Here is a 20,023-nt window from a genome sequence, read left to right on the forward strand (position 1 = left end):
TTGCGGTAAACTAAGCTGAGACTTAGAAGCGATGCGGCAGGTGATGGCTATTTCCTTGGAAATTCGGTTAGGTATTGCCGGTACGGCGAAAAATACTGGTAAAACAACGACAACAGCAGCAATTATTGATGAACTGAGGGATCGCAATATCCCTTTTTTTCTGACAAGCATTGGCTATGACGGTGAAAATATCGATAATATTACTGGTTTGCCTAAGCCTAAGCTGCGAGTTGAACCTGGAGACTTGGTAGCGACAGCCGAAAAGTGCCTTGAGGTCAGTACTGCCGGCTACAAAGTCTTGACCCCAACAAATATCAGGACTCCACTGGGTAAAATTTCGTTAGTACAGGTGACTAAATCTGGCCTTGCAGTCACAGCTGGGCCTAACAAGAGCTCTGAAGTCAGGGCGTTAGCTCAGCTCTTCCGGGAAACAGGGCCAGGTGTTATGATTTTTGACGGTGCGTTAAACCGCATTGCACCTATGGTCGAGACTGATGGTTTTGTTTTGGCCACTGGGGCGGCCCGCACCCCTGATATCCCGCGTTTGGCCGAGGAGACCGAGCTAGTCTGGCGTATCGCCAGTTTACCCACAGTGCCCAAGGCGGCGCGAATTGCCAAATATCCACCAGTAGTGATTACCCTAATTGATAAAGAGCTAACTGAGCTAAAAAGCTGGCCAGCCGCGTCGCTGATTGGTGAATTTGAGGCGCAAGAACTGGCAGACGGCTTGGCTGCCATAGTGGTACCGCCTGACAGTTATCTCTACATTCCAGGCATTATCAGTGAGCAGGCACTCTTAGTGCTATGCGCTTATTTTCAACAATACAACTGGCCAATATTTCTCACATTTGCTGATCCGATCAAACTATTAGTTTCAAGCAACCCGGTCGCGTATTACACACTCCTGGATAAGATTTTTGCAGCAGGAGGTTATGTCGGGGTCGTTAAACGCGTGCCACTTCTGGCTGTAACCCTAAATCCCTTCTATCCCGAATATCGCTTTGACTCCAAGACCTATCAACCAGCCTTCGTTGACTTCATGCGATTGCAACTGCTGGTGCAGAAAAATATTCAGGCACCTGTCTATAATGTTGTCAAGCAAGGTGCGAAAAGCCTTGTTGATAACATCCTAGCTGGCGCGCGCCGTTGGGAAGGGCCGTCAACAATGTACTTTAATAAAGAAAACACGGCTTGCGCCGAGCCTTAGCGAAAGCGGAAGCCGATGTTGCCCTTATCCAGACGGAAAGTTATACTTTCTTACAGGACAAGTAACTTTTCTGTCCACCTACTTGTAAAACTTCCCTAAAGGTTGATGGATAGGCTATAGTTTGTTATAATTGCCTGGAGGCGTTACGCCTGTTAGGAGGTATGCTTTTTGTTAGATTGGTTTCGTCAGGCAAGTGTGGCCGTCGCGGTCACAGTTGCTGTTAGTATTGTTTCAGACCCTCAGATTGCGCTTGCCAAGCCCGGTTTTCCGGCAAATACCAATATTTACAGTATCGCCGAACTGCCTGTTACTAAAACCGAGCAGGCTGGTAAGTTGCTGCTTTCCGACAGCCCTGAGATGGTACCAGATGACGGTATTATGTATCAAGACACCGTAAGCGGGGATGTCCGGCTGTTTTTCCACCATGTCAACGCGACTAAGGAGCTAAAAAAGATTGTAGTGCTGCTTGTAAACGAATCAGACACTGCAGCTGATGTTGTTGTCAATCAGTATGGCTTGGGTGGACCTAGCTTGGATTATCTGGCTGTTGGGAAATTGGCTCAGTTAAATTACCTGAACCAAGAAGAAGTAGAACTAATTGAGGTGCCAGCCGGCGGTACCGCGCTCCTTGAACCGGTGCTTAATCAAACTGTTATTGCGCCAGATGCACTGGTTAATGGCATTTATGATTTCCACACTAAAACCCCGGTAAGAGTTGTTACAATGATGCTGCCGGTTGAGGCCGACCCAGCTGAATTTGTTAAGCTGGCCAGGGTGCTGCCTGCCGACAGTCAGCGGCTGAGGGGAACTTTTCCTGGCAGGGATCGCCTGATTGTACCAAACGAGGCGTATCATTCGGTTAATCAAGGCGTAGTTGCCATTACGCTGGCCGACCACAAGCTTGACACCTATGTTTCTGGTATTGATGCCACCGATGGCTCGGCAACGCTTAACTATGGTAACTATGGTGTTATGTACAAGGTGTTTCTCCCGACAGCATTTGAACAAAAATACGCTGTCTACCTTAATCCCCGTGGCGGGGAATATGCTGGCGCACTAAAAGTGAAATACCGCCACCAGCAGGAAACGACAATTGGCACCCCGGCAGATAAGCTGTTTTTCGGCAGCAAGACTGTCAAAGATGTGGCCCATATCGGTGACTATGCGGGTGGTCAATCACTGTGGCTGACCTTTTCACCGCCTGGTGCGTCCAACCTGCCAGTTAAAATTATTTTGGCCCCTGCAGCAAAGTAAGGTAAAATGCCAAGGGGACGGTTCTTTTGACATTGCCAAGGGGACGGTTCTTTTGACATTAATGTCAGAAGAACCGTCCCCTTGACACAGTGAGGCAATCTTGTTTTTCTATTGCTTCCTGCCGCCAAAAAGGCTAAAATAGTATAGTAACAGTTTAACTACATATTGTGTATGCAAGGAGGGAATTGAATATGAAAAAGCATGTTGTGACGATTAATAAAGCTTCGCTGGCTCAAACTGTACATACTGGCGGTTGTGGGGAGTGCCAGGCATCCTGTCAGTCGGCCTGCAAGACTTCCTGCACTGTCGGCAATCAGGTCTGCCAGAAGTAGGCCACGGTTGCTCAGCCCCTTGCTCAACAAGGGGCTTAATTTTTTCGAAAGGCGACTACGTAGAAACGCCCATCTGCTTCGTTGCTCCTCAAAACGTTTGCTTGCGTACGACTTGTACGCGGCGCTGCACGTTTTTCTCGGGCGGCCCGTACAGTTTGCGTATACTTATCTACGATAAGCATGGAGCGTTGTAGGTAATATTGCAATCAGAACGTCGCAGCTGAACGTTTCTACGCAGTCGCTGGTCAGAAAGGAAATACTTAATGCAAGTTCATAAATTTTATTTAAACGGTTTATATATTGTTCTGGATATTAATAGCGGTGCCGTGCATATTGTTGACAATTTGGTGTATGATATATTGGATATTTTTAACGGCGCTAACGATGACGAGGTTATTGCCTCGCTTAAAGATAAACATGATCAAGCAGCCGTCAGTGAGGCATTGACTGAGCTTAAAGAGCTGATGAAGGCTGGACAGTTGTTTGCACCTGAATTGACTGTGCCGATAACCTTTAGCGATAAACCACTGGTTAAATCGCTTTGTCTGCATGTTGCCCATGACTGTAATCTGCGCTGTGGCTACTGCTTTGCCGGAACAGGCGATTTCGGTCAGACCCGCGGCCTTATGCCTAAGGAGATTGGTGAGAAGGCTGTTGACTTTATTATTGAAAACAGTGGGCAGCGCCGTAACTGCGAATTAGACTTTTTCGGCGGCGAGCCGCTGTTAAATATGGATACTGTCCGTCATGTTGTCAGCTATGTCAGAAAACGCGAGACCGAAACAGGAAAAGTGTTTAAGCTGACACTGACTACTAATGCGGTATTACTTTCTAACCACACTATTGAGTATTTAAATGCTAATAACATCAGTCTGGTACTTAGTCTGGATGGCCGGCCAGAGACGCATGACCGTATGCGCCCTTGTGTTAATGGCAGTGGCAGCTATGATCAGGCGGTTGCGCGGTGTAAACAGGTATCTGAATCCCGTAGCGATCAGAATTACTACCTGCGCGGCACCTTTACGGCTTATAATCTTGATTTTGCCGCCGATGTGCTGTCAATGGCTGACCAGGGTTTTAGCCAGCTGTCAGTTGAGCCGGTTGTGGCGAAAGACGCGGATTACGCTTTAACCGAAGACCACCTGCCAGAGTTATACCGCCAATATGAGTTGTTGGCTGAGGAATATCTGCAGCGTAAGCTGGCTGGCAAAGGATTTGATTTTTTCCACTTCAACCTGGATTTGAGCAATGGTCCCTGTGTCGCCAAGCGCCTGAGTGGCTGTGGTGCCGGACATGAATATTTTGCCGTAACGCCTGAGGGCGATTTGTACCCCTGCCATCAGTTTGTCGGACGGGATGAATACAACCTGGGGAATATCTATGAAGGTGTTAAAAACAAGGAGCTGCCAATAAAATTCCGTGAGGCCCATGTACTGAATAAACCGGCTTGCCGTGAATGCTGGGCTAGGTTTTACTGCAGCGGCGGCTGCCACGCTAATGCCGATTTGTTTCACAATGACCTGCATCAGCCGTATGAGCTAGGCTGTGAACTGCAGAAAAAGCGTCTGGAGTGTGCCATCATGATCCAGGCCAAGCTGGCTATTGCAAATCAGGGAAAGTGAGTCGCGGAACCGTTCCTTGACTCACGTTAAGGAGTCGCTTTATGACTTGTACAGCAATCCATATTCATATAACCGGTATCGTCCAAGGGGTGGGTTTCCGCCCCTTTGTCTATAACCTGGCAGAGCGGTATGGGGTAAGCGGCTGGGTGTCTAATAATGCCAGTGGTGTTGATATTGAGGTTGAGGGCGCTCAAACTAGTATTGCTGGCTTTGTGGCAGCGCTCAAAAGCCAGCCGCCGCCTTTGGCTGTTATTGAGGCCCTCACTATCACTCACTGTGAGCCCTCTGGGTATGATGGCTTTCGCATCAAGCCGAGTGTTGAAGGTGAGCATAAGACAGCGCTTATTTCGCCTGATGTTGCCACCTGCGTGAACTGCAGGAAAGAACTCTTACAGCCAAGCGACCGGCGTTACCGTTACCCTTTTATCAACTGTACGGACTGCGGGCCGCGTTATACCATTATTGAGGATGTTCCCTATGACCGGAAGGCCACAACCATGCGAGAGTTTGTTATGTGTCCGTCCTGCCAAAGCGAATATGACCATCCTGCTAACCGGCGTTTTCATGCCCAGCCCAACGCCTGCCCGGTATGCGGCCCATCTTACCGCCTAACGGATATGACAGGGCAGCCGGTAGACAACCAAGAGCAGGATGTGTTTGATACAGCAAGAAAGCTGATAGCAAGCGGCGCGATCCTTGCCATCAAAGGCATTGGCGGCTATCACCTGGCAGTTAACGCCAGAGATACTAGGGCAGTAGAGCAGCTAAGAGGCCGAAAAGTCCGGGAAGATAAACCGTTTGCTCTCATGGCCGGCAGTCTGCAGGCGATCAAAGCTCAGTGCAGGGTGTCAGCTGCTGAAGAACAGCTGCTTGACAGCGCGGCCCAACCCATTGTGCTGTTGGCGAAAGGCGCAGAATACAGTCTGGCTGATGGCATAGCGCCAGGTAATCCATATGTCGGTGTCATGCTGCCCTATACCCCTCTGCACTACCTACTGCTTGGCGAAGAGGATATCTGGGTTATGACCAGTGGCAATAGTAGTGATGAGCCTATTGCTTACCAGGACGACGATGCTGCCATAAGGCTTAAGGGTATTGCTGACTATTATCTTGTACACAACCGGGAGATTTACTGCCAGGCCGATGACTCAGTGGTAAGAACAGTTTTTGATTTGCCGTATTTTATCCGCCGCAGCCGCGGCTATGTTCCGGTGCCGATCAATTTGCGGCAGGGATTGCCGCCAGTACTGGCCGTGGGCGGTGAACTAAAAAACACCTTTTGCCTGACAAGAGGCAAGCAGGCTTTTATGAGCGCACACACCGGTGATCTCGAAAATTTAGCCACCTATGAGTCCTACCTTGCGGCGATTGAGCATTTCAAAAAACTCCTCCATGTCACGCCCCAGGTTGTCGCCTGTGATCTGCATCCAGAGTATCTATCTACCAAGTATGCTGCGTCATTGCCCTTGCCGCGAGTGGCTGTTCAGCATCATCATGCCCATATTGCTGCTGTTATGGCTGAGCATCATCTGACTGAACCCGTGATCGGCATAGCCTTTGACGGTACAGGCTACGGAACGGACGGTACCCTCTGGGGCGGTGAATTTCTAGTGGCTGACTTATCCGGCTTCCGGCGGTTTGGGCATCTGGCCTATATGCCGCTGCCAGGCGGGGCGAAAGCCATTAAAGAGCCATGGCGGCTGGCCGCTTGGCTGCTGAAGGAGCTGTACGGACAGGAGTTTATCAATATGAATATACCGGTTGTGCACCAACTGCCTAAAGGCTGGGAGCTTGTGCTTGCTGCTGCTGAAAAAGGCATCAACACACCGCTGTCATCCGGGGCAGGCAGGCTGTTTGACACCGCTGCTGCGCTACTGGGGATCCGGCAGAGTATCCATTACGAAGGCCAGGCAGCTGTCGAACTTGAGCTGGCTGCTCAGGGGGCTCAAGGCCAGGTGCTGCCTTATGTGATCACCGAGACGGATGGTGCATGGATTCTTGACTTTAAGCCGGTATTTGCCGCCATGTGCCAGTCAATGATCAAGAGCACGGCTGTACCACAGCTTGCTGCCGATTTTCATACCACCTTGGCGGTTGCTGCCTGCGAAATTGTGTTTAAAATCAGCAAAGTCAGCGGCCTCAAGCAGGTAGTTTTGAGTGGTGGTGTTTTCCAAAACATTACCTTGCTAACCAAAGTTGTCGGAATGCTCAAACAAAACAACCTCGAAATATATCTTCACCGGCAGACGCCGCCTAATGACGGCGGCCTGGCGCTCGGCCAGGCCATTATTGCTGGGGAAAGGAGCCGGTAATTATGTGTTTGGCTGTTCCTGCCAAAATTATTGAACGCACAGAGTTTATGGCCACTGTCGATATCGGAGGCGTAACCCGCCAGGTCAGCATGATGCTGTTGCCTGAGGCCGCGGTGGGTGATTATGTGCTCATCCATGCCGGGTTTGCCATTCAGGCCATTGATGAAGAAGAAGCCCAGCAGACGCTGGCACTGTTTAAGGAGCTTGAGCAATATGCGGCTGACAACTGAGGAGACGGCCCGCGCAGCCCGCTTTTTCGCTGAGGGCATACACCGGCTGGCCAGCCGCCCTGTACGTCTGATGGAGGTATGCGGCACCCACACAGTATCCATCTTCCGTGCCGGTATCCGCCAGCTATTGCCGCCAACCGTCGAGCTGGTCAGCGGCCCGGGGTGTCCGGTGTGTGTTACGCCTAATGAATACCTGGACACGGCCATTGCCTATAGCCGTTGTTCTGATATCATTATTACTACCTTTGGTGATATGCTCAAAGTGCCAGGGTCTGACTCAAGTTTAATGGCTGAAAAAGCCAAGGGCGCTGATATCCGCATTGTTTACTCGCCACTCGAGAGTTTAACAATTGCCCGGGAAAACCCTAATAAAAAAATAGTTTTTTTAGCAGTTGGCTTTGAAACAACAGCACCGACGGCAGCTGCCACTGTACTACAGGCTGAGCAGCAGGGGATCACCAACTTTTTTGTTTTGTCAGCCCACAAACTGGTGCCGCCGGCGCTCAAGGCCATCTTAGCCGAACCGAAAACAAAGGTTGATGGTTTTTTGCTGCCAGGACACACGGTGACGATCAGTGGCCTGGAGCCCTATTACTTTGTTACCCAAGAACACGCCATCCCTGCCGTTGTTACTGGATTTGAGGCACTTGATATTTTGCAGGGGGTCTACTTGCTCTTAGAACAGATTAGTACCGGTAAGGCTGAGCTTGTTAACCAGTACCGGCGGGTAGTAAAACCAGAGGGTAACCCAGCAGCCAGGAGAATTCTCGACAAGGTGTATCAGCCTGATAACGCAGTGTGGCGTGGGTTTGGCGTTATTGCCGGTTCTGGCCTTGCCTTAACGGCAGTCTACCAGCGTTTTGATGCCAAAGCGGCGCTGCCGCTGGGGAAGGTAGAGTCACGGGAACCGGCAGGCTGCCGTTGTGGTGAAGTACTGCGCGGCCTTATTATGCCGGCTGACTGCCCGCATTTCGGACTAAGCTGCACGCCTGAGCAGCCCGTAGGGGCGTGCATGGTCTCGGTAGAGGGAGCCTGTGCCGCCTGGTATAAATATGGGCAAGGACGGTGGAGTTATGCATAACCGGGAAGAGCGTATATTGCTTGGCCATGGCAGTGGCGGGCGTCTTAGTCATGACTTGATTAAAAACATTATGCTGCCTGCCTTTGCTAATTCAGCGCTGGCTGAGCTTCATGATGGGGCGCGTTTGGCTATCGGTGGTACTCAACTGGCATTTACAACTGACAGTTATGTCGTTAAACCCCGTTTTTTTCCTGGCGGTGACATCGGTAAGTTAGCCGTGTGCGGCACAGTCAACGATTTAGCCATGTGTGGCGCCCGACCGTTATACTTAAGTGCTGGGTTTATCCTGGAAGAGGGGCTGCCTGTTGCTGAACTCAAGCACATAGTCGCATCCATGCGGGAAACAGCCTTAGCAGCCGGGGTAGACATTGTCACCGGCGATACCAAAGTGGTGGAAAAAGGGGCTGTTGACGGCATCTATATCAACACAGCCGGGATTGGCATAATGCTGCCCCGGGTCGATATTACGGCTAAGCGGGTTAAACCAGGTCAGGATATCATTGTCAGTGGACCTCTCGGCGATCATGCCGTTGCCGTCATGAGTGAGCGTCACGGTTTGACACTGCCTGAAAGGGTTATTAGCGACTGCGCCCCCCTCAATAAGCTAATCGAGGCTATGTTGGCAGAAGTACCGCAAATCGCCATGCTGCGTGACCCTACGCGAGGGGGGCTAGCGACTACTTTGAATGAGATTGCGGCTGATGCCGGGGTAGGCATGATTTTAGAAGAAAGCCTCATGCCTGTACGCCCGGAAGTACTGGCTGTCTGTGAAATACTGGGATTTGATCCTTTGTACCTTGCGAATGAAGGAAAAGTCATTGCCATTGTCGAAAAAGAATATAGTGAAAAAGTTCTGACTATAATGAAGCAACATGAGTTTTCTGCCGCTGCCCGGATTATTGGTACAGTGACAAATCAGGCAGCTGGCCAGGTAGCACTAAGGACTACCGTGGGTGGACTTCGCTTGTTAGATATGCTGTCAGGTGAGCAATTACCACGCATCTGCTAACATATTTTCTAACAGCTTGTCATAGGATTATGTAAGATGGTCATCGGATAAAAGCTAGGGGGAGGTTAATGGGTGTGCAATTAGAATACGGACTTAAATTGGAAACAACACAGAAATTGATTATGACCCCCCAGCTGCGCCAGGCAATTGCCATTCTGCAGCTTCCATCGATGGAATTGGCGTCGCTGGTGGAAAAAGAACTGCTAGAGAATCCTGTGCTTGAGGCTGACGCCGACGAGAGCGGGAACGAAAAGGATAATAGTGATGAGGCGGGTTCTTTGACAGAGTCGGCAACCATAGAGTACGACAATCCGCCTGAAGCTGATGGCTGGATTGAATATTTGCTTGGCAGCGGTACCCAGATGTCTGGCGCAAATCAAACGGGGACGTCTGAAACAGCACCAGGGCGGGAAGTGGCTGATGCTCAGGCTGTATCGCTGCAAGATTATCTTGAAATGCAGCTGCATTTTGCTGTATTTGAGGCTGGTCACTTGAATGTTGGCAGATATCTAATTGGCTGTATTGACGATAATGGCTATTTATGTGGCACAATCAATGAAGCAGCCGCCCAGCTTGGGGTAGCTGAGGCCGTTGTGAACGATGTCCTCGGAATTATTCAAACCTTTGATCCGATCGGGGTGGGCGCCTGCAGCCTGCAGGAATGCCTCCTTATTCAACTAAAGCAAAAAACGCCAGAGCTTAGCCCGGAAATTGGCCTGGCTGAGGCTATTATTAATGGATACCTTGACCAAGTGGCCTGCGCCCGCTACAAACAGATTGCAGAAAAGCTGCATTGTACGGCCCATGAGGTCCAGCAGGCTGTTGATCTAATCCGCACGCTTGACCCTAAACCAGGTCAGGCCTTCGGGGGCGGTCAGCCTGGATATATCACGCCTGACGTTACGATTGAGCGGCTGAACGATGCGTATGTTATCCATATAAATGACAACCATGTTCCACAATTATCAATTAATCCTTATTACCGCCAGATTATTCGGGATGCTGACAGTGATGCCCGCAAATATGTTGAAGGCCGGATAAATGCTGCTGTCTGGCTGATAAAAAGTATTGAACAGCGACGCCGCACGTTATACAATGTGACGGAGGCTATTGTTGGTCTGCAGCGCGGGTTCTTCGACCATGGCCCCAAGTTTCTGCGGCCGTTGACGTTGAAAAAAGTCGCCGAGCAAATTGGGGTTCATGAATCAACAGTCAGTCGGGCTACTGCAAATAAGTATGCGTCCACTCCGCATGGAGTATTTGGCTTGCATACCTTTTTTACCGCAGGCCTCCAGAGTACTGGTGGCGAAGATGTATCAGCCAGTCGGGTAAAACAAGAGATAAAAGAGCTTGTTACTGCCGAAAATCAGACACAGCCTTTAAGCGACCAGGCGTTAAGTGATCTGCTTAATGGCAAGGGAATCATGGTTTCACGCCGGACAGTGGCAAAATATCGCGAAGAACTGGGAATTCCTGCATCAAGTAGGCGGAAAAGGCATTAATCTAGTACTATACTTGAGATCTCTGAAGGAGCCTAGGCTCTTTTAGAGATCTTTATTATGAGCAATATATTACCGTTAAATGGAAGTAATTAAATAAATTGGGGAAAGGTATATTGGAACGTATGGCGAATAAGGAATTAAAGACTATTTGAAGGTAGTGATTGAATGGCACAAAACAATATTATCAGGTTGTTAAGTGATGGTCATATCATACCGGCGCCTCGTAATTATGAGGATTTTAAATATGCCCTTTCCCATTCTTCAAGCCCCAGCGTCAGCTTGCTGTTTGGTGATATCAACATTCTACCTGAACTTTTAGCACAAGCGCGTGAACATAAAAAGCGGGTTTTGGTTCACCTCGATTTATTGGGAGGTGTTGGCAAAGATAAAGCCGGTATTCTATTCTTGGTACGAATGGGTGTTGCGGCTATTATCACCACCAAGCCGCAACTAGGTAAAATTGCCAGGGAGGCAGGAATGATTGTTATCCATCGGCTGTTTATGATGGATTCGGAAGCTATTAAAACAGGTGTAAACCTTCTCAAGGGCTACAAGCCTGATGCACTTGAACTACTGCCGGCCTCTGTTCCATCTAGTGTAATTACTGAATTAGCCGATCTAACGGGGTTACCGATCCTAGGCGGCGGACTGATGCACACCAAAGAAGAGGTACAACAGGCCATTAACAGCGGACTTACTGCAGTAAGTGCCAGTAAACGCGAACTATGGTAGTGTTATTATAATGAGAATTGTATGTGAAAATAATAATTTTCAAACAATTGAAAAATTAGCAGGAATTATTCATGTAGGGTAGAATATGTATTACTATAAGAATATAGGGACAGAGATAAAAGAGAAGTCCGAATTTTTCGCCGGAGCTATTGTAGTAGTAGTCTATGGGCGTTTAATTTGGGCTTTTATTTTTATGTGTTCCTAAGGAGGGGGATAGCTGACAATCGCAAAAGGTTGAATACCGGGGGTTGTTATTAGAAAATTCTGCATATTTAGAGAAAAAGAGGAGGGTATTATTTATGACTAATTTGTTTGGTGAATTTTTCGGCACGATGGTTCTTATTATCTTCGGTGGCGGTGTTGTTGCCAACTGCCTCTTAAGCAAGTCAAAAGCTGAGGGTGCTGGCTGGTTAACTATTGTTACAGGCTGGGCTATGGGTGTTATGCTTGGGGTATTTAGTGCAATCGCTACAGGCGCACCTCAGGCCGATCTTAATCCAGCAGTAACCCTTGCAAAAACGTTTTTAGGCGTATACGCGCCTGGGCATGCTGTAATGACAATGTTGGCTGAATTAGCAGGCGGCTTCGCTGGTGGAGTCGTAGTCTGGTTAGCCTTCCTGCCGCACTGGGAAGTTACTGAAGACAAAGGCCTCAAACTTGCTGTTTTCTCCACTGGTCCGGCAATCCGCAATACTTTTGCTAATCTGCTTTGCGAGATAATCGCTACTACCGTTCTAATTACCATGATTTTTGCAATCTTCTCTAAACCTGTCGGCAACCTGGCTCCTGGCTTTGGACCTTACCTTGTTGGTATGCTGGTCTGGGCACTTGGCCTCAGCCTTGGTGGTCCTACCGGTTATGCTCTTAATCCTGCCCGTGACCTTGGCCCCCGTATTGCCCACGCCATTCTGCCTATCGCTGGTAAAGGCGATTCAGACTGGGGTTATGCCTGGGTTCCGGTTGTCGGTCCAATGATTGGGGCCGGTGTAGCAGTTGCAGTGGCTAAAGCTACTGGAATGCTATAATAGAGACTAGTTATAGCCAGCTATCAATTTCTACGCAATCAAAAAAAATATATAAAGATGAGGGAGTTGCTATTATGACCAAGAAGTATGTACTTGCACTAGACCAGGGAACTACCAGTTCGCGAGCCATTTTGTTTGATTCAGAGTCTAGTATTGTTGCAGTTGCCCAAAAAGAGTTTACCCAAATCTTCCCTAAGCCAGGTTGGGTAGAGCACAATGCTGACGAAATTTGGAGCTCGCAAATTAGTGTTGCAGCTGAAGCCATCGCCAAAGCTGGCATCAGCGCAGCCGATGTAGCTGCCATTGGTATTACCAACCAACGCGAAACAACTGTAGTTTGGGACAAAACAACAGGCAAACCGGTATATAATGCGATTGTCTGGCAATCCCGTCAAACGATGGATATCTGCAATGATTTGAAAGCCAAGGGTCTGGAAGATACCTTCCGCCAAAAGACTGGTCTGGTAGTTGACGCTTATTTCTCAGGCACCAAAGTTAAATGGATTCTTGACAATGTTGAGGGCGCCCGTGCTAAAGCCGAAAAAGGGGATCTCCTGTTCGGAACCATTGATACCTGGCTTATGTGGAAACTGTCAGGTGGCAAAGTCCATGTAACTGACTACTCCAATGCTTCACGGACATTAATGTACAATATCCGCGAATTGAAATGGGACGAAGAGCTGTTGGCTGCGCTGACTGTTCCCGCTTCCATGCTGCCTGAGGTTTGCCCGTCCAGCCATGTATATGGCACTACTGATGCAAATGTATTCTTTGGTGCGGCTGTGCCACTTGCTGGCGCTGCTGGCGACCAACAGGCTGCCCTGTTTGGTCAAACCTGCTTCAAACCTGGTATGGCTAAAAATACCTATGGCACTGGTTGCTTCATGCTCATGAACACTGGTGACAAGGTATATGAGTCAAAGAATGGTTTGTTAACAACAATCGCCTGGGGCCTTGACGGCAAAGTAGAATATGCTCTGGAAGGCAGTATCTTTGTAGCTGGCTCAGCTGTTCAGTGGCTGCGTGACGGACTTAAACTGATTGATGCTGCTCCAGATTCTGAATACTTTGCTAAGAAAGTTAGTGATGCTGAAGGCGTGTATGTGGTTCCGGCCTTTGTTGGTTTGGGCGCTCCCTACTGGAACATGACAGCTCGCGGCGCTATCCTTGGCTTGACCCGCGGTACTACTAAGGCGCATGTTGTTCGTGCCACTCTTGATTCCATGGCTTATCAGACAAAAGACGTATTGAGTGCTATGGAAGCTGACTCTGAGATTAAACTGCAAGCGCTCAAGGTTGACGGCGGCGCTGTAGTCAATAACATTCTCATGCAGTTCCAGGCAGATATCCTGGGTGTACCGGTTGACCGTCCGCAGGTTACCGAGACTACCGCTCTGGGCGCAGCCTATCTTGCCGGTCTTGCTGTTGGTGTATGGAGCAATAAAGAAGACCTGGTTAAAAACTGGAAACTTGACAGCCGCTTTGAGCCTTCGATGGCAGCAGAGCAAAGCGCCAAACTCTATAAGGGCTGGCAAAAAGCAGTTAAGCGTTCGATGGATTGGGAAGAGTAAAAACCAAACTGTTAAAACGCTGCGAAACTACTAGACAATGTTGATATATTGGACTTAGAGATGAAGAGAAGTCCTTCTTGCGCCAGTTAGCGGCCCAAGGGGACTTCTCTATCCTTTTTTTACCCTTAATTTTCGGAGACTGGCTAGAATTGTCATGTCGGCGGTGGACAGCCAGCTTTCCCCAAAGGAGTATATAAATATGCAAGCTACTGTAGTGGTCATCGGCGGCGGGGCAACCGGGGTCGGCATTCTTCGGGACTTGTCCATGCGCGGGATAAAAACCATATTAGTTGAACAAAAGGACTTAGCTTATGGCACAAGCTCGCGGTTTCATGGGCTTTTGCATAGTGGCGGCCGGTATGCGGTCAAAGATGCCGAATCGGCACAAGAATGTATTGAAGAAAACATGATTTTACGTAAAATCGCCCGGCATTCTGTCGAAGAGACTGAGGGGTTCTTTGTTAGATTGCCTGAAGATGATGAGGCTTTTGAAGCTTCCTGGGTAGCAGCCTGTGCCAAAGTGAACATTCCCGCCATTCCTATAACCCCAGCTGAAGCCAAGCGCCTCGAGCCACAGCTTACCAGCAGGGCGGTCTCAGCCTATCGTGTGCCTGACTCGGCTGTCGATGGTTTCAGATTGGTATGGCAAAATGTCATATCTGCCCGGAAATACGGGGGTCAGGCTTTGACATATACTGAAGTAACCGCTATTGACCATGTAAATAATCAGGTAGTAGGAGTTAAGGTCAAAAACACGTTAACAGGTCAGACCGACTCAATTGCCTGCGATTATATTGTAAATGCTGCAGGCTCGTGGGTGGGTCAAGTGGCTCATTTAGCTGGGATTGAGGTTAATGTTAAACCTGACAGGGGTGTGCTGATTGCCTTTAATCACCGGTTTACCAGCCGGATAGTCAATCGTCTGCGGCCACCGTCAGATGGCGATATCTTTGTGCCACATGGCTCAATTACCATTTTGGGCACAACTTCATCGCCTGCATCCCGACCAGATGATACCATCCCCCGTACGGCTGAGGTAGCAGAACTCTTAAAAATCGGCCAGCCGTTATTTGAGGATATCTATAACTACCGTATTCTTCGGACCTTTGCCGGAACGCGTCCACTCTATAGTGCTGATCCTGGTGCGGCCGGCAGAGCGGCATCCCGTAACTTTACTATTATTGACCACGAAAAAGACGGACTGAAGGGCATGGCGACAATTGTCGGCGGCAAACTGACAACCTATCGTCTCATGGCCGAAAAGATGGCAGATAAAGTCTGTGCCAAGCTTGACGTCAAAGCTGAATGCCGGACTGCAATTGAGCCTATGATTGACGATGCACCGGCAGCAGATATCCAAGCGGCAAAGCAGTTTTTTCCAGCCTATACTGTCAACCGGGCTGCTTCACGGCTTGGTCCCAAGCTGGCTGAAGTTGTTAAATCAATGGAAGCCAATCCGGCTAAACGTCAGCTACTCTGTGAGTGTGAAATGGTTACACTGGCTGAGGTCGAAGCCATGGCAGCAGACGATACAAGCTACAGCCTTGAGGATGTACGACGCAAAACGCGCATGGGGATGGGAACCTGCCAGGGTGCCTTCTGTGGCTTCCGCACGGTAGGCGTGGTGGCAGCCAATGATTTGATTACAGGCAAGGATGCGCCTAAGCTTGTGGAAGATTTTCTAGAAGCACGCTGGAACGGTATTCGTCCGGTGCTTTGGGGCAATCAGCTGCGAGAGGCCGAGCTCATGCGCGGTATCTACGCAGCCGCATTAAATATAGATGGAGCGGTTAATCATGAGAACAAGTGATGTTATTGTTATTGGTGGTGGCCTGGCCGGTTTGACAGCGGCGATTGTCGCTGCCGGGCGGGGTAAAGAGGTAACGCTTATGACCTCCGGCGCTGGCACACTGGCCATTGGCGGCGGTACAATTGATATGCTGGGATATCTTGAGGACAATACAACCGTGTACAGCCCCCGTGACGGCCTTGGCCGATTGGCTGAAGATCACCCCTATAGCAAGGTCGGCAGTCAGGTAATGGAAGACGCAGTGCAGTTTTTTCTTACGATGTGTAAAGAAGAAGGTTTTGCTTATACCGGCAGCATGGACAGCACCCAATGGCTGCCTACGGCGGTAGGGACCTTAAAACCTAGCTGCCTGGTGCCGCTGACCATGGATATTAGTCTGCTCAAAGCGGCCAACCATGTGGTAGTAGCTGGTTTCTCCAGGCTTAAAGACTACTTTCCTGAGCTTGTTATCAAGGGGTTAAGCAAGCTTCCCGGCTATCAGAAAGAGTATGAAAAAGTCGTAATTGAGACTGGTTTTACCGGTGGGCGGGATGTAACAACCCTTGACATTGCCAGATGGTTAGATACGGCAGCAGGCCAGCAGGCATGCTATGAGCAACTGGGTAAACATATTAAACCTGGAAGTGTTGTAATTATTCCACCTGTCTTGGGCTCTCGTCCCAATTATGATGTGAGGAATAAGCTGGAACAAGCGCTTAGCTGTAAGTTTGTTGAAACCGTCATTATGCCGACCGCTATTACCGGTCTCAGACTGCGCGCCATGCTCTTAAACCGGGCCAAGAAATTAGGCGTTAAGATTATGGAGCAGGCACATGCTGCCTGGGCTGTAAAGGACGGCAGCCGTGTCATGTCTGTTGTCACAAGCAATATCGACCGTGAACGTGCCTACAGTACGCAGGCGGTAATTTTGGCCACAGGCGGTTTTTTCGGCGGCGGTATTGTAGCAGATCCTGACACTGTACATGAGGCTGTTTTGCAGCTGCCGGTAGAGGCTCCAACTGACAGGGAAGAGTGGGGCACGCTTAAGTTGTTTAGTGGCGCCGCCCAACCCTTTGCTAAAATTGGTATTAAAGTAGATTCCAGCCTGCGGCCAGTAGACGCGCAAGGCAAGGTGCTGTTAGAGAATGTATATATTGCTGGCCGAAACCTGGCAGGGTACGACTATTGCCTGGAAAAGTCAGGCAATGGGGTTGCGTTGGTGACAGGTTACAAAGCTGGTTTAACCTGTTAGTAAACAGTCTTACTTTAATTATATATGGAGAGAAAACATATGAAAAAACATCATTATAACCCAGATAGTTGCACGACTTGCACTGCCTGTGTTGTGCATTGTCCAGTTACTCAAGCCGTACGGGAGTTCAGGGGCCCTAAGCTTGCCGGTCCGGCTGGTGAACGTTTCCGGCTATCAGAAGATGACTATGATGCTGCGCTGGAATACTGCTCCAACTGTAAAAACTGCGACATTAGCTGTCCATCAAGGGTGCCGATCTCTACGCTCAATATGAAGGCGAAAGCTAAGTATTATAAAACACATAAACAGTCGCTCCGGGACTGGATTTTGTCCCATGGCGAACAAATGGCCAAGATGGCCAGTATGACACCAGGCCTAGCCAATATGGGTATGAACAATTTTCTGAGCCGGGCAATCATGAAAAGAGTTGGAATTTCAGACAAAGCACCGCTGCCTGCCTATGCTTCTGAACCCTTCATAAAGCAGTTCAAAAAAATCAAGCAGCAGTCGTTTGCCAATAAAGTGGTTTTTTATCCAGGCTGTTTTATTAGCTTTAATCAACCTGAGGTTGGACTTGATGTTGTAGCTGTCCTTCAGGCCAATCAGTTTGAGGTCATTGTTCCGGAGGAGGCCGTGTGCTGTGGTTCGCCGCTGGTAGTCAACGGTTTTATGGATGAGGCAGAAGCCAATGCCCGTAAGAATGTGGCTATTTTAAAGAAATATGTTGAACTGGGATATTCCGTGATTACAGCCTGTACCAGCTGTGGACTGATGCTTAAGCAAGAATATCAGGAATTATTCGAGATCAACGAGCAAGAGCGTGTTGCTGCCCGGATTTATGATATCTCGGAATTTTTGCTGGAACTCTATGACGAAGGACGGCTGAATACCAATTTTGTCAAGCAAGCAGGCCGTTACTTGTATCATGCGCCTTGTCACCTCAGGGTTCAGGGGATTGGCAGACCCGGTCTGGAGCTTGTTAAGATGCTTCCTGGTATTGAGGTAACAGACGCTGACGCCGGATGCTGCGGCATTTCAGGTAACTATGGCTTTAAAGATGACAAATATGATATTGCTATGTCGGTTGGCAGTAATCTTTTTGAAACCATTAAAGCCAGCGGTGTGACTTCGGTGTTATCAGAATGCGGTACCTGCCGGCTGCAAATCGCACATGGGGCCAAGGTCAAGACTGCTCACCCTATTACGATAGTGCGTAAAGCATATGGAATTTAATAAAATACATGTGTAAGTGAATGGGAGAGAACGTATGGAGAAGCGGCGAAATTGGATTGCCCGGCTTGCAGCTGGTATTTTTCCTCAATCAGGGAACTCGGCAGAACGAAGCCGAGAGGGCGGAGTAATCCCGCCTAAACTAAAGCCTGAAGCATGTGTAGGCGCTGATTCCATTGATATGTTTGGGATGGCAGGCGATCTAGCCTTCATATCACAGCAGTTGGTATGGGAGATGGAACAAAGTAGAGCGGCATTAAAAAAACTGGGAGAGTTGTCTGGGGCAGTAACCAGAGAAACCGAGAGCAATGCTAGTAATACTCAAGAAACGGCTGCAGGGATAGAGGAAGTCGCAGCTGCTGCTGGGGTTGTATCCAATTCGTCGCGAGATGTTCTTATTCAATGTATGGATTCTCTGAAGCTAGCTGTCAAAAGCCAAGAAGAATTTCTTAAGGTCACCAATAGTATGATGGAAGTTGCTCAAGCCGTTGAGGGGGCGGCGCGTTCTGTGGAAGACCTGAACGCCGCCTCACTGCGGATTAGTGAGTTTACAGGTAAGATTCAGGGAATTGCCAGCCAGACCAATCTCCTTGCGCTCAATGCGACAATCGAGGCTGCACGGGCTGGTGAACATGGGCGAGGTTTCGCAGTTGTGGCGCAGGAGGTAGGAAAGCTTGCCAGTGAAAGCGCGCAAATCACACAGGAAGTAGATTCAGTTATTGTTGATATTACCAGTCAGACTAAACAGGTAACCTTAACAATGTTGGCAGGGCGGGATAAACTGGCAGGAATTGAGGGGATGGCCCGAAATTCTACTCAATCGATGCAGGCCATTGTAGAAAATATTACCGGTATTAGAAAAACAGTAGAACGATTGTGCCAATTATCCGAAAGCCAAAACCAAACAACCGAGCAAATAGCGACTGCAGTTGACGTAATTGGTGCGGCTACTGTAGAAATTGCGGCAAATGCCCAGTCAATGCAGACCAGCGTGAATGCGCAGCAGGAAAACCTGGAACAGGTTTTCGGCCACGCCAGAGCCATGACGATAATGTCTGATAAACTCCAAGAAGTGGCTGTTTTATTTAAGTCATCGCAGGAAATAGTATTTGGTGTAAATCCGTTTACTGTACCGCAAATCATTCGGGATACGTATGTGCCGATTCTCGAACATGTGGCGCAAAATATAGGCCTGAAGGCGCGGGTTATCATTGTGTCTGACTATGATGCCCTTGGCCGGGCTATGCTTAATGGCACGGTAGATGTTGGCTGGTTTTCACCATTTGCTTACGTTTCTGCCAAGAAAGCAGGCAACTTGATTCCAATAGTCACTCCTATTGTCAATAACAGTTCATCCTATACTGGGTTGATCGTTGCGTCAAAAGACAGAGGATATACAAGTATTGATGCGCTAAAGGGGAAAAAATTTGCCTTTGTTGACCGGCAGTCAGCATCCGGATATGTATACCCTCGCGCACTTCTTGTCCAAAACGGCAAGACACCGGAGAAGTTTTTCCAAGAAACGGTATTTTTAGGTAGTCATAACCGGGTCATCGAGGGTGTTCTGGATGGTATTGCTGACGGTGGTGCAACTTACTCTGAAGCCCTTGAGATAGGCAGAAGCAGAGGTCTTCAGGTTGAACGATTGACGATACTGGCACAAACAGAACCTATCCCCAAAGATGCTATCGCCGGTCGACCTGGGCTGGCACCCGGACTACCGGAAAAGTTAATGCAGTCATTCATAACTATTACAGATAAAAACATACAATATAGAACGCTGCTTGCCAGAACAAATATTAACGGGTTCACAATCGCGCATGACGAAGCTTACGAGGTCGTCCGAAAAGTAGCTCGCAATTAGGAACGGAGGAA

Annotated in this window: 16 protein-coding genes; all 16 read left to right on the forward strand. The window is 48.9% G+C overall.

Going from position 1 to position 20,023, the window contains the following annotated elements:
- The first annotated feature begins 31 nt into the window (after positions 1-31).
- The 16 genes from B9A22_RS03315 to phnD all read left to right on the forward strand — a co-directional run bounded on the left by B9A22_RS03315 (position 32) and on the right by phnD (position 20,012).
- Positions 32-1,207, forward strand: a complete 1,176-nt coding sequence (locus B9A22_RS03315; protein ID WP_084574222.1) for a hypothetical protein — start codon at positions 32-34, stop codon at positions 1,205-1,207.
- A 168-nt stretch (positions 1,208-1,375) separates the two neighbouring features.
- Positions 1,376-2,461: a copper amine oxidase gene (locus B9A22_RS03320; protein ID WP_084574224.1), complete on the forward strand. Its 1,086-nt coding sequence runs from the start codon at positions 1,376-1,378 to the stop codon at positions 2,459-2,461.
- 191 nt (positions 2,462-2,652) lie between these two features.
- Positions 2,653-2,793, forward strand: a complete 141-nt coding sequence (scfA, locus tag B9A22_RS03325; protein ID WP_075757400.1) for a six-cysteine ranthipeptide SCIFF — start codon at positions 2,653-2,655, stop codon at positions 2,791-2,793.
- 263 nt (positions 2,794-3,056) lie between these two features.
- On the forward strand, positions 3,057-4,415 hold the full coding sequence (scfB, locus tag B9A22_RS03330; RefSeq protein WP_084574226.1) for a thioether cross-link-forming SCIFF peptide maturase: 1,359 nt from the start codon (positions 3,057-3,059) through the stop codon (positions 4,413-4,415).
- Between the two features lie 41 nt (positions 4,416-4,456).
- Positions 4,457-6,727: a carbamoyltransferase HypF gene (gene hypF / locus B9A22_RS03335; protein ID WP_084574228.1), complete on the forward strand. Its 2,271-nt coding sequence runs from the start codon at positions 4,457-4,459 to the stop codon at positions 6,725-6,727.
- Between the two features lie 2 nt (positions 6,728-6,729).
- Positions 6,730-6,957 carry a HypC/HybG/HupF family hydrogenase formation chaperone gene (locus B9A22_RS03340; RefSeq protein ID WP_084574230.1) on the forward strand — a complete coding sequence of 76 codons (228 nt, stop codon included), beginning with the start codon at positions 6,730-6,732 and terminating at the stop codon, positions 6,955-6,957.
- Positions 6,941-8,038, forward strand: a complete 1,098-nt coding sequence (gene hypD / locus B9A22_RS03345) for a hydrogenase formation protein HypD (protein WP_084574232.1) — start codon at positions 6,941-6,943, stop codon at positions 8,036-8,038. Before B9A22_RS03340 ends, hypD begins: the two co-directional genes overlap by 17 nt.
- Positions 8,031-9,047, forward strand: coding sequence for a hydrogenase expression/formation protein HypE (hypE, locus tag B9A22_RS03350; RefSeq protein ID WP_084574234.1), 1,017 nt, complete (start codon positions 8,031-8,033; stop codon positions 9,045-9,047). Before hypD ends, hypE begins: the two co-directional genes overlap by 8 nt.
- Positions 9,048-9,115: 68 nt before the next feature.
- A complete protein-coding gene (gene rpoN / locus B9A22_RS03355) occupies positions 9,116-10,549 on the forward strand; it encodes an RNA polymerase factor sigma-54 (protein ID WP_084574236.1) in 1,434 nt (477 codons plus the stop codon).
- Between the two features lie 165 nt (positions 10,550-10,714).
- Positions 10,715-11,281 (forward strand): glycerol-3-phosphate responsive antiterminator, encoded by a 567-nt coding sequence (locus tag B9A22_RS03360; protein ID WP_084574238.1) that lies wholly within the window; start codon positions 10,715-10,717, stop codon positions 11,279-11,281.
- A 248-nt stretch (positions 11,282-11,529) separates the two neighbouring features.
- Positions 11,530-12,306 carry an MIP/aquaporin family protein gene (locus tag B9A22_RS03365; protein WP_281252339.1) on the forward strand — a complete coding sequence of 259 codons (777 nt, stop codon included), beginning with the start codon at positions 11,530-11,532 and terminating at the stop codon, positions 12,304-12,306.
- Between the two features lie 74 nt (positions 12,307-12,380).
- Positions 12,381-13,877 (forward strand): glycerol kinase GlpK, encoded by a 1,497-nt coding sequence (gene glpK, locus B9A22_RS03370; RefSeq protein ID WP_084574242.1) that lies wholly within the window; start codon positions 12,381-12,383, stop codon positions 13,875-13,877.
- Between the two features lie 199 nt (positions 13,878-14,076).
- Positions 14,077-15,687 (forward strand): anaerobic glycerol-3-phosphate dehydrogenase subunit GlpA, encoded by a 1,611-nt coding sequence (gene glpA, locus B9A22_RS03375; RefSeq protein WP_084574244.1) that lies wholly within the window; start codon positions 14,077-14,079, stop codon positions 15,685-15,687.
- Complete coding sequence (gene glpB, locus B9A22_RS03380) at positions 15,674-16,918, forward strand: anaerobic glycerol-3-phosphate dehydrogenase subunit GlpB (RefSeq protein WP_084574246.1); 1,245 nt, start codon at positions 15,674-15,676, stop codon at positions 16,916-16,918. Before glpA ends, glpB begins: the two co-directional genes overlap by 14 nt.
- 39 nt (positions 16,919-16,957) lie before the next feature.
- A complete protein-coding gene (locus tag B9A22_RS03385; RefSeq protein ID WP_084574248.1) occupies positions 16,958-18,151 on the forward strand; it encodes an anaerobic glycerol-3-phosphate dehydrogenase subunit C in 1,194 nt (397 codons plus the stop codon).
- Positions 18,152-18,185: 34 nt separating this feature from the next.
- Complete coding sequence (gene phnD / locus B9A22_RS03390; protein WP_084574250.1) at positions 18,186-20,012, forward strand: phosphate/phosphite/phosphonate ABC transporter substrate-binding protein; 1,827 nt, start codon at positions 18,186-18,188, stop codon at positions 20,010-20,012.
- Positions 20,013-20,023 lie beyond the last annotated feature (11 nt).

Origin of the sequence: Sporomusa malonica, assembly GCF_900176355.1 — a bacterium.
Lineage (GTDB): Bacteria > Bacillota > Negativicutes > Sporomusales > Sporomusaceae > Sporomusa > Sporomusa malonica.

Excerpts from the sequence above, each read along its gene's own strand:
- phnD (WP_084574250.1), top strand. The coding sequence starts at position 18,186 with ATGGAGAAGCGGCGAAATTGGATTGCCCGGCTTGCAGCTGGTATTTTT.
- hypD (WP_084574232.1), top strand. The coding sequence starts at position 6,941 with ATGCGGCTGACAACTGAGGAGACGGCCCGCGCAGCCCGCTTTTTCGCT.
- glpB (WP_084574246.1), top strand. The coding sequence starts at position 15,674 with ATGAGAACAAGTGATGTTATTGTTATTGGTGGTGGCCTGGCCGGTTTG.
- hypE (WP_084574234.1), top strand. The coding sequence starts at position 8,031 with ATGCATAACCGGGAAGAGCGTATATTGCTTGGCCATGGCAGTGGCGGG.
- scfA (WP_075757400.1), top strand. The coding sequence starts at position 2,653 with ATGAAAAAGCATGTTGTGACGATTAATAAAGCTTCGCTGGCTCAAACT.
- glpK (WP_084574242.1), top strand. The coding sequence starts at position 12,381 with ATGACCAAGAAGTATGTACTTGCACTAGACCAGGGAACTACCAGTTCG.
- scfB (WP_084574226.1), top strand. The coding sequence starts at position 3,057 with ATGCAAGTTCATAAATTTTATTTAAACGGTTTATATATTGTTCTGGAT.
- glpA (WP_084574244.1), top strand. The coding sequence starts at position 14,077 with ATGCAAGCTACTGTAGTGGTCATCGGCGGCGGGGCAACCGGGGTCGGC.
- hypF (WP_084574228.1), top strand. The coding sequence starts at position 4,457 with ATGACTTGTACAGCAATCCATATTCATATAACCGGTATCGTCCAAGGG.
- B9A22_RS03315 (WP_084574222.1), top strand. The coding sequence starts at position 32 with ATGCGGCAGGTGATGGCTATTTCCTTGGAAATTCGGTTAGGTATTGCC.
- B9A22_RS03340 (WP_084574230.1), top strand. The coding sequence starts at position 6,730 with ATGTGTTTGGCTGTTCCTGCCAAAATTATTGAACGCACAGAGTTTATG.
- rpoN (WP_084574236.1), top strand. The coding sequence starts at position 9,116 with ATGGGTGTGCAATTAGAATACGGACTTAAATTGGAAACAACACAGAAA.
- B9A22_RS03385 (WP_084574248.1), top strand. The coding sequence starts at position 16,958 with ATGAAAAAACATCATTATAACCCAGATAGTTGCACGACTTGCACTGCC.
- B9A22_RS03360 (WP_084574238.1), top strand. The coding sequence starts at position 10,715 with ATGGCACAAAACAATATTATCAGGTTGTTAAGTGATGGTCATATCATA.